18 protein-coding genes, 1 tRNA gene and 1 pseudogene are annotated in these 12886 nt (G+C 61.4%); 15 read left to right on the top strand and 5 right to left on the bottom strand.

Annotated features, from left to right (window positions below; all coding sequences use genetic code 11):
- The first annotated feature begins 21 nt into the window (after positions 1 to 21).
- The 14 genes and pseudogenes from AC1RDJ_RS05215 (at position 22) to AC1RDJ_RS05150 (ending at position 7924) form a co-directional block, all read left to right on the top strand.
- A complete protein-coding gene (locus tag AC1RDJ_RS05215) occupies positions 22 to 732 on the top strand; it encodes a KTSC domain-containing protein (RefSeq protein ID WP_493026739.1) in 711 nt (236 codons plus the stop codon).
- Positions 729 to 977, top strand: a complete 249-nt coding sequence (locus tag AC1RDJ_RS05210) for a hypothetical protein (RefSeq protein ID WP_493026738.1) — start codon at positions 729 to 731, stop codon at positions 975 to 977. The genes AC1RDJ_RS05215 and AC1RDJ_RS05210 overlap by 4 nt, the downstream gene beginning before the upstream one ends.
- Positions 974 to 1660, top strand: a complete 687-nt coding sequence (locus tag AC1RDJ_RS05205; protein WP_493026737.1) for a hypothetical protein — start codon at positions 974 to 976, stop codon at positions 1658 to 1660. The genes AC1RDJ_RS05210 and AC1RDJ_RS05205 overlap by 4 nt, the downstream gene beginning before the upstream one ends.
- Before the next feature lie 28 nt (positions 1661 to 1688).
- Complete coding sequence (locus AC1RDJ_RS05200) at positions 1689 to 2102, top strand: recombination protein NinB (RefSeq protein ID WP_099376061.1); 414 nt, start codon at positions 1689 to 1691, stop codon at positions 2100 to 2102.
- Between the two features lie 9 nt (positions 2103 to 2111).
- A pseudogene (locus AC1RDJ_RS05195) lies at positions 2112 to 3005 on the top strand (recombination-associated protein RdgC); the annotation flags it as partial.
- Between the two features lie 159 nt (positions 3006 to 3164).
- A complete protein-coding gene (locus AC1RDJ_RS05190; RefSeq protein ID WP_493027144.1) occupies positions 3165 to 3584 on the top strand; it encodes a DNA translocase FtsK in 420 nt (139 codons plus the stop codon).
- Positions 3585 to 3862: 278 nt separating this feature from the next.
- Positions 3863 to 4558, top strand: a complete 696-nt coding sequence (locus AC1RDJ_RS05185) for a hypothetical protein (RefSeq protein ID WP_493026735.1) — start codon at positions 3863 to 3865, stop codon at positions 4556 to 4558.
- Positions 4477 to 5193 (top strand): hypothetical protein, encoded by a 717-nt coding sequence (locus tag AC1RDJ_RS05180; RefSeq protein WP_493026733.1) that lies wholly within the window; start codon positions 4477 to 4479, stop codon positions 5191 to 5193. Before AC1RDJ_RS05185 ends, AC1RDJ_RS05180 begins: the two co-directional genes overlap by 82 nt.
- Positions 5190 to 5312: a hypothetical protein gene (locus tag AC1RDJ_RS05175; RefSeq protein WP_493026732.1), complete on the top strand. Its 123-nt coding sequence runs from the start codon at positions 5190 to 5192 to the stop codon at positions 5310 to 5312. The genes AC1RDJ_RS05180 and AC1RDJ_RS05175 overlap by 4 nt, the downstream gene beginning before the upstream one ends.
- A gap of 9 nt (positions 5313 to 5321) precedes the next feature.
- Positions 5322 to 5648 (top strand): hypothetical protein, encoded by a 327-nt coding sequence (locus AC1RDJ_RS05170; protein WP_493026731.1) that lies wholly within the window; start codon positions 5322 to 5324, stop codon positions 5646 to 5648.
- Positions 5645 to 5887, top strand: a complete 243-nt coding sequence (locus AC1RDJ_RS05165) for a hypothetical protein (RefSeq protein ID WP_493026730.1) — start codon at positions 5645 to 5647, stop codon at positions 5885 to 5887. Before AC1RDJ_RS05170 ends, AC1RDJ_RS05165 begins: the two co-directional genes overlap by 4 nt.
- Complete coding sequence (locus AC1RDJ_RS05160) at positions 5884 to 6675, top strand: hypothetical protein (RefSeq protein ID WP_493026729.1); 792 nt, start codon at positions 5884 to 5886, stop codon at positions 6673 to 6675. Before AC1RDJ_RS05165 ends, AC1RDJ_RS05160 begins: the two co-directional genes overlap by 4 nt.
- Positions 6672 to 7034, top strand: coding sequence for a helix-turn-helix transcriptional regulator (locus AC1RDJ_RS05155; RefSeq protein WP_493026728.1), 363 nt, complete (start codon positions 6672 to 6674; stop codon positions 7032 to 7034). The genes AC1RDJ_RS05160 and AC1RDJ_RS05155 overlap by 4 nt, the downstream gene beginning before the upstream one ends.
- The gene (locus AC1RDJ_RS05150) at positions 6920 to 7924 is read left to right on the top strand and encodes a tyrosine-type recombinase/integrase (RefSeq protein ID WP_493026727.1); all 1005 of its coding nucleotides are present in this window, start codon (positions 6920 to 6922) and stop codon (positions 7922 to 7924) included. The genes AC1RDJ_RS05155 and AC1RDJ_RS05150 overlap by 115 nt, the downstream gene beginning before the upstream one ends.
- A gap of 88 nt (positions 7925 to 8012) precedes the next feature.
- On the opposite strand, the gene AC1RDJ_RS05145 is transcribed toward AC1RDJ_RS05150, so the two are convergent.
- The 4 genes from AC1RDJ_RS05145 to AC1RDJ_RS05130 form a co-directional block, all read right to left on the bottom strand.
- A tRNA-Val gene (locus AC1RDJ_RS05145) sits at positions 8013 to 8087 on the bottom strand.
- A gap of 81 nt (positions 8088 to 8168) precedes the next feature.
- Positions 8169 to 8885 carry a DNA polymerase III subunit epsilon gene (dnaQ, locus tag AC1RDJ_RS05140; protein WP_493026725.1) on the bottom strand — a complete coding sequence of 239 codons (717 nt, stop codon included), beginning with the start codon at positions 8883 to 8885 and terminating at the stop codon, positions 8169 to 8171.
- 188 nt (positions 8886 to 9073) lie between these two features.
- Positions 9074 to 9511, bottom strand: coding sequence for a ribonuclease HI (gene rnhA / locus AC1RDJ_RS05135; protein WP_071323319.1), 438 nt, complete (start codon positions 9509 to 9511; stop codon positions 9074 to 9076).
- Complete coding sequence (locus AC1RDJ_RS05130; RefSeq protein ID WP_071323318.1) at positions 9504 to 10280, bottom strand: class I SAM-dependent methyltransferase; 777 nt, start codon at positions 10278 to 10280, stop codon at positions 9504 to 9506. Before AC1RDJ_RS05130 ends, rnhA begins: the two co-directional genes overlap by 8 nt.
- A gap of 19 nt (positions 10281 to 10299) precedes the next feature.
- On the opposite strand from AC1RDJ_RS05130, the gene gloB reads away from it, so the two are divergent.
- Positions 10300 to 11109, top strand: a complete 810-nt coding sequence (gene gloB, locus AC1RDJ_RS05125) for a hydroxyacylglutathione hydrolase (protein ID WP_493026723.1) — start codon at positions 10300 to 10302, stop codon at positions 11107 to 11109.
- Between the two features lie 123 nt (positions 11110 to 11232).
- Here gloB and aceB read toward each other — a convergent pair whose 3' ends face one another.
- Positions 11233 to 12831, bottom strand: coding sequence for a malate synthase A (aceB, locus tag AC1RDJ_RS05120; protein ID WP_071323316.1), 1599 nt, complete (start codon positions 12829 to 12831; stop codon positions 11233 to 11235).
- Positions 12832 to 12886 lie beyond the last annotated feature (55 nt).

Here is a 12886-nt window from a genome sequence, read left to right as displayed (position 1 = left end):
GCCCACCACCTGGAGAAACCCATGAACACAGCAGCCGCAGCACCACAAATCGCCCTTCAAGCCATTCAGTCCTCGCAGATTGCCGCCATCGGGCACTGTCCGGCCACCGAAACCCTGGCCGTGCAGTTCTTCCGCAAGGGCGCGCCGGCGGACGTGTACCACTACGCCAACGTCACGGCCGCCGAGTATGCAGCCTTCGCCGGCGCCGAATCCGTCGGCAAGCACTTCTACGCGCACATCAAGCCGCATGCCGACAAGCATCCGTACGAGAACATGGGCACGCCGGCCGTCGAGTTGGCGCCGGTAAAGCTGAGCAAGGAACTGCTGGCCGGACTGCTGATGGGCCGCGAATACGGCAGCGAAATGGCCAAGGAAGAAGAGCTGCAGGCCAAGGCCGCCGGCCTGATCGTGATCTTTGGCGCCAGCGACGACCTGATGGAGTTCCGCGGCTTCGTGGACGACGAGCGCGGCGCGCCAACCATCGCACTGCTCGACGCCAAGGGCTTGCTGCCTTTCCGCGAGGATATCCAGCACGACGACGAAGCACTCAAAGACTATTTCGCCCGTGCGCCGCAGGTGCGCGCCGTGGATGCCCTGTGGGGCAAGGAAGACTGCTACAGCTGGACTTACCGCACCGACGTGCCGCACGCCACCTTCGAAATCGTGGAAGACGGCGAGCCGTACTGCCGCGGCATCGTGATCGACGTGGCCGACCTGGGCGGTACAGCATGACCACCCGCGCCGAACGCCAGGCACAGGCGACTGCAAAGCTCCAGGCTGCTTGCGACAAGTTCAATGCCGCGCACCAGGTCGGCGCCGCCGTCAGCGTCGAGCTGGATGGCGGCGAAATCCGCGAGACGATCACCGTCAGCGAGGCGCAGGTGCTCAGCGGACACACCGCAGTCATCTGGCTGGATGGTATCAGCGGCTGCTATGACTTGGAACGCGTGACGGCTCTGAAGGCGGCAAAAGCATGAGCGCCGCCTGTTCCGAAGAACGATTCCTACGCGACGTAGCCAAGCACGAAATGACCGTGATCCGCGATGACGGCGTGCACCGCCACATCCGGTTCAAGCAGCCGGACAGCAGCAACATGTTCTTCGATCTGGTCACCTGGCCGGGCTTCCTGTGCTACAGCGGCGACATGGGCACCTACGTTTTCCAGCGCACGCAGGACATGTTCGGCTTCTTCCGCAAGAACGGACGCCTGGACGGCATCGATCGGCGCTACTGGGCCGAGAAAATCGAGGCAGCCGACAACACCGGCGTGACAAGACACAGTCACGATGAGTTCACGCGCCAGATAAATGACTGGGTGGACCAGCAAGCAGAAGGCGACAAGCCAAACGACGACGAACCGGAGCAGCTTGCACTGTGGGCTGATGCCTATGCCGAGCTGCGCGCCGAGGTCGAGTCGGAGGTGCTGAGCGCGGACAGCAACGAGGTGCGGTGCTTTGACGCCGCGAACGACTTCACGCACGCCGGCGATGCCTGGAAGGCATTCCATGGCCCGAATGCAAAGTTCGAGTTCACCGACTTTTGGGAGGTCGATACGAAGGAATACACGCCCCGCTTCCTCTGGTGCTGCTACGCGTTGGCCTGGGGCATCGAGCAATACGACGCTGCCCAGCGGCTGGCGGCCGAGGCGGTGCCAGCATGACGGCGCGCCGCGCGGCGGGAGTTCCGCCATGACGAAGCAAACCTACTTTCTCGTGCACGACGAGGCGCGGCGCCGGGCAGTTGAATTTGCCAAGACCGCGCCGCCCGGCTGGATGGTGGTGTTTTCCGAGCCGAAAAAGAAGCGCGCCCAAGAAGAAAAGTACCACGCCATGATCGGCGAGATCGCCAAGCAGGTCGAGCACATCGGGCGCAAGTGGGATGCGGACGACATGAAGCGGCTGCTGGTGGACGAGTTTGCCGACGAAATGCGCCTGGCCGGCACGCCGCTGCACCACGACGGGCGCGTGACGCCCAGCTTCGACGGGCGCCGCATCGTGCAGCTGGGCGTCCAGACCAGCGACTTCTACGTGAAGGAAGCCGCGCAGTTCATTGAATTTTTGTATGCCTTCGGTGCCGCGCGCGGCGTCGTGTTCTCAGAATAAGGAAGCGCCATGTTTTTCAAGAATCTTCAAATCTACCGCCTGCCCGCAAACTGGCCCATGAGCGCCCCGGAGCTGAACAGCATGCTCGAGCGCCAGACCTTCACGCCCGCCACGAGCGCCGAGCTGCAGCGCCAAGGCTGGGCCGCGCCGCGCGGCGCCGATCAGCCGCTCGTGCACGCCGTCGGCGGCCAATTCTTGCTGCAGCTGAAAACCGAGAAGAAGCTGCTGCCGTCGACTGTGGTCAACCAGGTGGCCGCCGCCCGCGCACTGGAAATGGAAGAAGCCCAGGGCTTCGCGCCTGGCAAGAAGGCCATGAAAGAGCTGAAGGAGCGCGTCACCGATGAGCTGCTGCCGCGCGCGTTCGCCATTCTCAGCACCACGGCAGTGTGGATCGACCCGATCAATGGCTGGCTGGTGGTGGATGCGGCCAGCCCGGCCAAGGCCGACGAGGTAGTCAAGCTGCTGCTCAAATCCGTCGACAAGCTGCCGCTGGAAAGCCTGCGCGTCGTGCGCTCGCCCGTGGGCGCCATGACGGAATGGCTGCAAGCAGACGAATCCCCGGCCGGCTTCACGGTCGACCAAGACGCGATCATGCGCGCCACCGGCGAGAGCAAGGCCCAGGTGGCGTACAAGCGCCATACCCTGGAAGCGGACGATATCCGCCGCCACATCGCCGCCGGCAAGCAATGCACCCGCCTGGCCATGACCTGGAGCGACAAAATCAGCTTCGTGCTGGACGAGTCGCTGGCCATCAAGTCCGTCAAGCCACTGGAGTTCATCAAGGAAAGCGTCACGCGGAATGACGACGAGCGCTTCGACAGCGACTTCGCCTTAATAACGGGCGAGCTGGCCAAGATGCTGGCTGACTTGGTCGAGGCGCTGGGTGGCGAGGCCGACGTGGAGACGCAGGCGCCGGGCCCGGCTGCTGCCGGCCAACAGAAGATCGAGCGCGCCGTGAACTTGACTGCCGATCTATACAAGCTTCGCGCCCGTTACCGCGATGTGCTCAACGAGCTGTATGACAGCACCGTGCAGCCGGCCGTTGCCCGCGTGCGCGAGCATATGGCGCAAACAGCCGAAGGTGCAATTAAATCGGCGCTGACGCTGGCCAAGGAGTTGCTTGGCGGCTCGCGATCCGCCGACCTGCTGCTGGTAGCCGCCGTTGAGATCATGGAACCGAGCCCACGACCGGCAGCGGGCGATGCCCCTGTCCGCCAGCAGCGCCCGGCGCTGCAGCTGAATGGCGAAGCTGCAGGCGCCATGCTGCCTGGCGACGGCAGCGCGAGCGATCCGCTGTACGAGCAGGCCGTCGAAGTCGTTCGCACGCAACAGCGGGCATCGATATCGCTGGTGCAACGCCACCTGCGCGTCGGCTACAACCGAGCGGCCCAGCTTATGGAGGCCATGAAAAAGAAAGGTGTGGTCAGGAATGAAACGCCCGGCGGATCTCACGACGCGCTACTCGCTATACCACTCTCCTGATATAGAAAACGAGTAACGCTCGGGCTCTTCTTCAAGTCGCACAAGCCGATCAGCCTCATATTTGGCTAGCCCGTATGCAGCTTCGCGATCGTATCTAGGGTACTTATGTGTGTAAATCGCTGAATTACAACGCGCAACAAAGAAGTCTGCATCGCGATGCCCTGTTACGTCTCGGAAGTAACACGCATGCCAGGCATCACGGCCTACATAAAAATAGCGAACCCAAAATTTTTTGTTCGCAACGGTAAATTTATCCATGTCCATAAGGAAATAATAGCATGAGCAAAGAGCGCCCAATTCTGTTCAGTGCTTCGATGGTACGAGCACTGCTCGACGGCAGCAAGACGCAGACGCGGCGGGTTATGAAGCCGCAGCCGGAGCCCAGCCCGCACCGCCCAGGCGACTACCAGTGGCCCTGCAATGCATTCCAGTCAATGGTGAGCGTTGCGGATACGCGTGCGCCTGGCGCCCACGGCATGGCTGGCGACGCGTGCCCACACGGCGGGCATGGAGATCACCTGTGGGTGCGTGAGACGTTCGGCTATGTGTCCCCTGACGAACACCAGCGTCCGCTGTCCGAATGCAGCATCGAGTACCGTGCTGATCTGCCGGAGGGCAGCACCGACCGCCCTGGCGGCTGGCCAGCAAGTGAATGTGTTGGCGATCTCGCACGCCCACGATGGAGGCCAAGCATCCACATGCCGCGCGCGGCCAGCAGGATCCTGCTGGACATCGTGTCGGTGCGCGTCGAGCACCTGCAGGATATCAGCGAATCGGATGCTCGCGCCGAGGGAGCCAAGCGATACGAGCCAGCCAATCACCTGTCACACGGGGGGTGGTCGCACGACGAGTGGTGCGTCAGCGAAACGGCCAAAGCATCGTTCGAGCGTCTATGGAAATCCATCAACGGCGCCGGCAGCTGGGCAGCCAACCCATGGGTGTGGGTGATCGAATTCAAGCGGGTGGCGCCATGAAGCGGCTGCTTGCCTATGAGGTGCGCGAGCCTGGCGAGGGCCACTGCGTTATCTGCTTCGCCACCAACAGCGCTACAGCGCGGCGCGAAGGCGGAAACGAGCTGGACTGCTCCTTCAACGAAGTCGAATCCTGCAACCGCCGCCCGCAGTTCGATCAGTACGCGCCCGGCCCGGTGCCGAAGACCGTGCTGATTGAGCATGGCTGGTGGTTCGAATGCCAGCATTGCAGCCGGCGCGTCAGCGACGACTTGCAGCAGGAGGCGGAGGATGAAGGTGAAGAGCACGAACACCTGGAAGTTGTCACGGATGGCGATGCCGTCTACTGCAGCCAGAGCTGTGTGATGGGAGAGTTTGTCGAGCAGCGCGCGCAAAAGGAAGCCCAGGCGGCCCTGATCGAGTTCTTTGAGGTCAAGTATCCAGACTGCAAGATCGGCAGCATCTGGGTAAGCCGCGCGCCGCTGCAGGGGCCGGACAGGCTCGGACATGCTCAGGCGCTCCTCTACTTCCGATTTCCAGGGGCGCAGCACGACGCCACCTTTACGTTCGGCGAAGACTGCATGCGCATCTCGCCTGATGACAGGCCAGCTTTCTACGCTTGGCGCGGCGTCAAGATGCCCACCACGGAGGCTGCATGACCGACAACGACGAAGTGCCGAACAGCGAGCGCAGCCCAGCCGCCGCGCGCGCCGCACTGGCCCTGATCCTGATTTACGTGGCGGCGACCCTGGCGGGCGTCTTGGCCGCGACAACCTGAAAGGTAAATATGAAAACAATAATCGAAGCCGTGCAAGTCGAGCGCCGTGAGGATGGTAGCTACTTCCACCCCGCCCTGGCCAATTCGCCGGACGATGACAGCGCCGTAGCTTTCAGCGCCTGGCTGGCGGAATGCGGCGTCGAAGTCACCCGCGTCTGGATGGAGATCGATGCCGCACCGCTTTGCGGGCGCTACATGGACGACGATACCGACGCACTGAAGGAGTGGCAGCCCACCACGCCAGTAGGCGCCGACTGGTTCCTTCTGGCCATCTTCGACACCGAGGACGATGGTCCCGTAGCGTACTTCGTCCGGCCAGCGCCGGCCGCGACGTGAGTAACTGCAGATCGGCGCCGCCGCCGGAAACCCCGGCCGAGGCCGCCTACAAGCTGGACCGCGCCGTGCTGCGCGCGATCCACACCTGCCAGCCCGTGCTGTTCGAGGGTCAGCAGCACCACTTGCGCGCCATGGGCGCCCAGGTGCTGGGCGGCGGCGTGTCGTCCGTGATTTACCTGATGGGCGACGCGACACCGCGCCAGCCAAACGAGATAACCTTTTTGGAGCATGCAGAATGAACAACAACGCTAGTATTGACGCGCTGGAGCAAGGCGACCCCCTTTCGGTCGCCGTAACGGCGCAGCGCCTGGCCGTGCAGGACGACTGGAAGCTGGTGCCGGTTGAACCGACGCCTGAGATCATCGCTGGCGCCGCAATCGCATCCTGGCCAACCGCAACGCTTGCCGATATCGACCTGGCTCGCCAGGCGGCGCCAATCGTCTTGATGCAGATGAACATGGCGCCGGGCACGACCGTCGATGCGTTGGCTGGCATGCTGGCTACGATGGTGCCGGCATATCGAGCAATGATCGCCGCGGCGCCTGCTCCCCCATCGGTGCACATTGTGGGCAAAGACGCGACGGTTGTGGGCGCGTGCGCCGAAATGCGCGCCCTGTGCAGCGCCTGCGGCGGAACTGGCGGCGTGCATGGGCTGGACGGCGAGTGGCGTGGTCAATGCACTTGCGTCCACGCATGGCAACAACGCGCTGAGAAAGCCGAGGCCGATCTCAAGCAAGGCAACGAATGGCGCGCCGCTGCGCTGGCAGAGCATATGCAGTCCGGGGAGCGCTGGGCGAAACGAATTGCCGAGCTTGAAGCTCAGCTCGTGCGCCGTCGCGCCCCGCTCTCGCCGGAAACGCAGCAGACCATCGCCGCCGCGCGCGCCTCCGGCCAGACCATCGCGGCGACGCCGCGCGGCCTGGTCTTCTTGAACAACGGCGCCGAGCCAGGCAGCGGCGAGTTGGACTGTCCCGCTTGCGGTGGTAGTGGGCATGCCGGCGACTTGCCAGCCGGGAGCGCGCCATGAACATGAGCGAAGTCGAAATGCGCCACATCGCCGAAATGGTGGCGGCGTTGGACAAGGCTGGCGGCAAGCACACCGCAAACACCGCCGGCGAACTTAACAGGCAACAGATCTGTGCCTCGCTCGGCGTCAGCGAATCAACGATCCGACGGCTCGAGCAGGCCGGGCTGCCATACACACCGGTCGGCGCGCGCTCCAAGCGCTACGACCTTGAAGAATGCAAGAACTGGTTAAAGGAAAACAATCAATGTCCATCTGGGATGACAAGGACGGAAGGAAGCACATCGGCTTTATGGTCAGCGGCAAAAGATTTCACCATATCTTGCCGCAAGGCACAACTGCGCGTGATGCCAAGCGAATAGAGGCGGAAATGCGCGGCTCGGTAGCGCGCGCGCCAACGAAGCCCGTAATTATTCAGGGCGACCCACCCATGCTTGCCATCCTGGCTCTCTATGTGGAGCACTCAAAAACACTTCGCAGTGCGGAGTCGTCTGAGCATCACGTAAAGCGTCTTGAACCATGGGCTCGTAAGTATAAAGCAAGCCAAGCGCAAGAATTCTCGGATCACGTCATCAAAGATATGAGCCAGAAAATACTGGACAAAAAGACTGGAAAAATGAAGCATGCATATGCGCCCGCTACCATTAATCGCTCGCTGGCCTGCGCAAAAAAGGGACTTGCAATTGCATGGCGCCAACGTTTAATTTCCGAAAATTTCGGATTAAGAATTGAGAACATGAAAGTGAACAACAAGCGGGAGGTATTTCTTTCGGTGGATGAAGTGCAGCAAATTGCTCAGCATTGCACGGTCCAGGTACAGGCCGCCATCTGGGCTGCGCTTTTGACGGGTGCCCGCCGCGGCGAGTTGTTCAAAATTCGTATGGAGGATATTGGCGTTGACACGATCACCTTACCTTCCAGCCACACGAAGACTTTACGGGCGCGGGTTATTCCAATCATCCCCGCGCTCCGGCCTTGGCTCACCCACTTTCCGCTTGAAGTGAGTGTTGATGGCCTAAAATCCGCTTGGCGCCGGGCGCGCGTGAAGGCTCGTATGGAACATGTGAACTTCCATGACCTGCGCCACTCTTGTGCCAGCATCATGCTTGGCCTGGGTGTAGACCTTTATACAATAAGCAAAATTCTAGGCCACAGTAATGTGCAGACGACTCAGCGCTATGCGCACTTGCAAGTCGATGCACAGCGCGCGGCTCTGGATAAATTATCGGTGTTGGTGCAAAACAAAAAATAAAATTACACAGGGAAATTACACAGGCGTAAAAAAGCCCTCTGTTTTAATAGAGGGCTTTCATGTAACTACTTGATTTCATTACGAATTCTGGTGGGAAGTGCAAGTTTCGAACTTGCGACCCCTGCAGTGTGAATGCAGTGCTCTACCCCTGAGCTAACCTCCCGAAGCGAGGCGAATTATCGCATAGGTGTTGCGGCATCTGCAAGGGCTGGCGGCAGGAAATTTGTCGCGGCCCACATTTTTCTCAGGCGACTGCTGGCGGCGCCGTGACGGCGGTCCAGATGCACTGGCCTTTCGCGGCCTTGTCCAGGCCGGCGATGGTGGCTTCGTGGGCGGCCAGTTCGTCGGCGCTGGCGCTCTGGAAGATGACTTCGGCCAGAGGCACGATTTCCAGGGCGGCGCCGTCGGCCGCCACTTCCACTTCCTCTTCCATGCTGAGGCTGTTTTGCCCGCGCGTCATGGCCAGGTAGACGTCGGCCAGCAATTCCGAGTCGAGCAACGCGCCGTGCAGCTTGCGGTGGGCGTTCGAGACGCCGTAGCGGTCGCACAGGGCGTCGAGCGAATTGCGCTTGCCCGGATGCATTTCCTTCGCCTGCACCAGGGTATCGATCACGCCATGCACTTGCTCGTGGACGGGCGGCAGGTTCAGACGCTTGAATTCGGCGTTGAGGAAGCCGATATCGAACGGCGCGTTATGGATGATCAGTTCGGCGCCGGCGATATAGGCACGGAATTCCTCGGCGATTTCCGCGAATTTCGGTTTGTCGCTCAGAAATTCGGTCGTCAAGCCGTGGACGGCCAGCGCACCCTCTTCCGAATCGCGCTCGGGATTGATGTAATGGTGGAAATTATTCCCCGTCAACATGCGGTTGTTCATCTCGACCCCCCCGATCTCCAGGATGCGGTCGCCCGTACGTGGGTTCAGGCCGGTGGTTTCAGTATCGAGAACAATTTGACGCATGGGGGATTCAGTCTTAAAAGCAAAAAGCGAAGCGCACAGTATAACAAACCTGCGTATCGTAATCGAACCACAGTGTGCTTGAACGTCCTACAAACCGTCGCAAGCGGCAGTGATTTGCGGTCGAGAAGCGCAACCGTACGCAGCTACGGTGAGCATCACAGGCGCGCAGCAGGTTTGGCAAGACGTTCTCAGGCACGCACGGTTTCCACGCCCAGGTTGGCCAGCGCATCGGCCCGCTCATTGCCCGGATGGCCATTGTGGCCGCGCACCCAGCGCCATTCCACTTCGTGGACGGCCTGGGCCGTGTCCAGCGCCTGCCACAGGTCGACGTTTTTCACGGGCGCCTTGGCTGCGGTTTTCCAGCCGCGCGCCTTCCAGCCGTGGATCCATTCGCTGATGCCCTTCTGGACATACTGGCTATCGGTATACATCACGACCTGGCAGGGGCGTTTGAGCGCCGTCAAGGCTTCGATCACGGCCTTCAATTCCATGCGGTTATTCGTCGTATTCAGTTCCCCGCCGTAAATTTCTTTCTTGGCGCCATCGGCGACCATCAGCGCGCCCCAGCCGCCCGTGCCGGGATTGCCCTTGCATGCGCCATCGGCGTAAATTTCTACCTTATCCATCTTGCTGTTCCCGCCTTTTATTCGTGACCGGTGCGCCTGCGGGCGCCGTCGCCGGTTTCTTGGTCCACGCCGGACCGATCAAACGCATCCCTTTGACGCGCTTGATCGCCTGCACTATATACACTGCGCCCAGATATGGCCACCAGCGCGCACCGGCCTTGTCCATGAAGGCGTTGCGGCGCAGCCATTTTTCCGTCTTGCAGGCGGGCGCGTAGCAGCCGAAATGGCTTTGGCTGACGCCCATATTCAGCAATTTTAACCAGTCTTTCATGCGCGGCATAGAGATCAGCTCGCCCGCCTGCGGCAGGTAATGGCGGCCCGTCACGCGGCTCAAGCCCTGGCGCGCGCCCCACAGGCTGGCCGGATTGAAGCCGCAGACGATCACGCGCCCTTCCGGTATCAGCACGCGCTCGACTTCGCGCAGAACCTGGTGCGGCTCGGCGGCAAACTCGAGCACGTGCGGCAGCACCACCAGGTCCAGGCTTTGCGAGTCGAACGGCAGCTCGTCGAAAGCGGCCACCAGGGTCAAACGGCTCTCTTGCGGCGGGCGCGACGGCAGCCGCGAATCGAGCAGCCATTTGTTCGGCATGCGGCTGGCGGCCAGCGCGTCGAGCTGGGGCAAGCCGATCTGCACCGCGTTAAAACCGAAGATGTCGACCGTCAGGCTGTCGAGGCATTGCTGCTCCCAGGCGCGCACGTACAGACCTGCCGGCGTCTGCAGCCAGCCGTCAAGCGCTATAATGGATTTTTCGGATGCCACACTGTCCATTCAGTTTTCTCTTTGACTCATGACCCATTCCCCTGAACACGCTTTATCGGTACTTGCCGTGCCCGCCTTTGCCGACAACTACCTGTGGCTGATCCATGACGGCCGCCATGCCGCCGTCGTCGACCCCGGCGATGCGATGGCCATCCTCGATGCGCTTAAAACCCATCAGTTGACCCTGTCCGCCATTTTACTCACGCACCACCATGCCGACCACACGGGCGGCGTACCTGAATTGTTGCAGCATTTCGCCGTGCCCGTCTTCGGCCCACGCAATGAGGCTATCACAGCCATCACGGAACCGCTTGCCGAAGGCGATGTCGCCTATGTGCCCGAACTGGGCTTGCAGCTGACGGTCATCGACGTGCCCGGCCACACCAAGGGCCATATCGCCTATGTGCGCCAGCGCGACGAGCGCGGTGGCGCCCCATGGCTGTTTTCCGGCGACACGCTGTTTGCCGGCGGCTGCGGCCGCCTGTTCGAAGGCACGCCGGGCCAGATGGCCGATTCGCTGGGCAAGCTGGCCGCCCTGCCCGACGATACCGAGGTATTTTGCGCGCATGAGTACACCTTGTCCAATCTGCGCTTCGCCAGCGCCGTCGAGCCGGGCAACCTGGCCCTGCAGGAGCGCGTCGCCATCGACACGGAAAAGCGCCAGCAAGGCCTGGCCACCGTGCCGTCGACCATTGCACTGGAGAAAGCAACGAACCCCTTCCTGCGCTACCGCGAACCGGCCATCCTGACCAGCCTGAAGGTGGAAGGCAAGCTGGCCGCCGACGCCTCGCCGGTGGAAGCGTTTGCCGCACTGCGCATGTGGAAGAATAATTTCTGAGGACACCTGAGCAAACCTGCCGCACGTCGCGACGGTCTTGTCAGGCGCGCATACATCAATACAAAAATCCCGGCAGCGCCAAAAGCATCTGCCGGGATTTTTTTACATAGCTCTTGATCAGGATCAGATTTCTTCGTACAGCGGCAGGGTCAGGAATTCAGCAAACGACTCCGACGTCGACATTTCCTCGAAAATCTGGCCGGCGCGCACGTAAGTCGGGCCGTCGCCGCCTGGCGCATCGCGCTGCACCTTCGCCAGCTCCTCCGGAATCATGGCGCGCACCATCTCGGCCGTCACCTTGCGGCCATCTTCCAGCACGCCCTTGCTCGAACGGATCCACTGCCACACTTGCGAGCGGCTGATCTCGGCCGTGGCCGCGTCTTCCATCAGATTGTGGATAGGCACGCAACCATTGCCGGCCAGCCAGCTGCCCAGGTAGTGGATGCCCACGTTGATGTTGTAGCGCAAGCCCGCTTCCGTGATCGGCGCTTCCGGCTGGAAATTCAGCAAGTCCGACGCCTTGACGTCGATGTCGGGACGCTGCTTTTCGATCTGGTTCGGCTTGTCGCCCAGCACTTTCGTGAACTCGCCCATGGCCAGTTCCACCAGGCCAGGATGGGCGACCCAGCCGCCGTCGTAGCCGTCGGTGGCATCGCGCGCCTTGTCGTTGCGCACGCCGCCCATGGCGATGTCGTTCTTTTCCGGATCATTCTTGATCGGGATCAAGGCCGCCATGCCGCCGATGGCCGGTGCGCCGCGCTTGTGGCAGGTTTTCAGCAGCAGCAAGGCGTAGGCGCGCATGAACGGCGCCGTCATGGTGACCTTGGCGCGGTCGGCCAGGCAGAAATCCTTGTCCAGCTTGAATTTCTTGATGCACGAGAAGATGTAATCCCAGCGGCCCGCGTTCAGGCCCGAGCTGTGCTCCTTCAGTTCGTACAGGATTTCATCCATTTCGAAGGCGGCGAGGATGGTTTCGATCAGCACGGTGGCCTTGATCGTGCCCTGTGGCAAGCCCAGCTCATTTTGCGTCATGACGAAGATGTCGTTCCACAGGCGCGCTTCCAGGTGCGATTCCATCTTCGGCAGGTAGAAATACGGGCCGGCACCGCGCGCCAGTTGCTCCTTGGCGTTATGGAACATGAACAGGGCGAAATCGAAGATGCCGCCCGAAATGCGCTTGCCATCGACCAGCACGTGTTTTTCATCGAGGTGCCAGCCGCGCGGACGCACGACCAGGGTAGCGATCTTGTCGTTCAGCTTGTACGACTTGCCATTTTGCTCGAGCGAAATCGTCTTGCGCACGGCGTCAAACATATTGATCTGGCCCGTCAGCTGGTTGTCCCAGTTCGGCGTGTTCGAATCCTCGAAGTCCGTCATGTAGCTGTCGGCGCCGGAATTGAACGCGTTGATGACCATCTTGCGCTCGACGGGACCGGTAATTTCCACACGGCGGCATTCCAGCGCCTTCGGGATGGGCGCAATCTTCCAGTCGCCGTCGCGGATGTGTGCGGTTTCTGGCAGGAAATCGGGACGCTCGCCTGCATCGAGACGCTTGGCGCGCTCCACGCGCACGGCCAGCAATTCCTGGCGGCGCGGCTCGAACGCGCGCGTCAGCTTGGCCACCAGCGCCAGCGCATCGGGCGTCAGGATCTGTTCGTAGCCGGGGGCGATGGCGCCCGTGATTTGCATGCCTTCGGGAAGGGGGATTGTGCTCTGCGTCATGACGTTCTCCGGTTTTTAGTAAATATAAGCAAAGGTAATCTGGTGATCCAAGTAT

Source organism: Janthinobacterium sp. GW822-FHT07H10, assembly GCF_058798675.1.
Note: the sequence above shows the minus strand (reverse complement) of the source record. Positions and strands in the feature narration are given on the sequence as shown.

Excerpts from the sequence above, each read along its gene's own strand:
- AC1RDJ_RS05215 (WP_493026739.1), top strand. The coding sequence starts at position 22 with ATGAACACAGCAGCCGCAGCACCACAAATCGCCCTTCAAGCCATTCAG.
- AC1RDJ_RS05210 (WP_493026738.1), top strand. The coding sequence starts at position 729 with ATGACCACCCGCGCCGAACGCCAGGCACAGGCGACTGCAAAGCTCCAG.
- AC1RDJ_RS05205 (WP_493026737.1), top strand. The coding sequence starts at position 974 with ATGAGCGCCGCCTGTTCCGAAGAACGATTCCTACGCGACGTAGCCAAG.
- AC1RDJ_RS05200 (WP_099376061.1), top strand. The coding sequence starts at position 1,689 with ATGACGAAGCAAACCTACTTTCTCGTGCACGACGAGGCGCGGCGCCGG.
- AC1RDJ_RS05190 (WP_493027144.1), top strand. The coding sequence starts at position 3,165 with ATGGCGCAAACAGCCGAAGGTGCAATTAAATCGGCGCTGACGCTGGCC.
- AC1RDJ_RS05185 (WP_493026735.1), top strand. The coding sequence starts at position 3,863 with ATGAGCAAAGAGCGCCCAATTCTGTTCAGTGCTTCGATGGTACGAGCA.
- AC1RDJ_RS05180 (WP_493026733.1), top strand. The coding sequence starts at position 4,477 with ATGGAAATCCATCAACGGCGCCGGCAGCTGGGCAGCCAACCCATGGGT.
- AC1RDJ_RS05175 (WP_493026732.1), top strand. The coding sequence starts at position 5,190 with ATGACCGACAACGACGAAGTGCCGAACAGCGAGCGCAGCCCAGCCGCC.
- AC1RDJ_RS05170 (WP_493026731.1), top strand. The coding sequence starts at position 5,322 with ATGAAAACAATAATCGAAGCCGTGCAAGTCGAGCGCCGTGAGGATGGT.
- AC1RDJ_RS05160 (WP_493026729.1), top strand. The coding sequence starts at position 5,884 with ATGAACAACAACGCTAGTATTGACGCGCTGGAGCAAGGCGACCCCCTT.
- AC1RDJ_RS05155 (WP_493026728.1), top strand. The coding sequence starts at position 6,672 with ATGAACATGAGCGAAGTCGAAATGCGCCACATCGCCGAAATGGTGGCG.
- AC1RDJ_RS05150 (WP_493026727.1), top strand. The coding sequence starts at position 6,920 with ATGTCCATCTGGGATGACAAGGACGGAAGGAAGCACATCGGCTTTATG.
- dnaQ (WP_493026725.1), bottom strand. The coding sequence starts at position 8,885 with ATGCGTCAAATTGTTCTCGATACTGAAACCACCGGCCTGAACCCACGT.
- rnhA (WP_071323319.1), bottom strand. The coding sequence starts at position 9,511 with ATGGATAAGGTAGAAATTTACGCCGATGGCGCATGCAAGGGCAATCCC.
- AC1RDJ_RS05130 (WP_071323318.1), bottom strand. The coding sequence starts at position 10,280 with ATGGACAGTGTGGCATCCGAAAAATCCATTATAGCGCTTGACGGCTGG.
- gloB (WP_493026723.1), top strand. The coding sequence starts at position 10,300 with ATGACCCATTCCCCTGAACACGCTTTATCGGTACTTGCCGTGCCCGCC.
- aceB (WP_071323316.1), bottom strand. The coding sequence starts at position 12,831 with ATGACGCAGAGCACAATCCCCCTTCCCGAAGGCATGCAAATCACGGGC.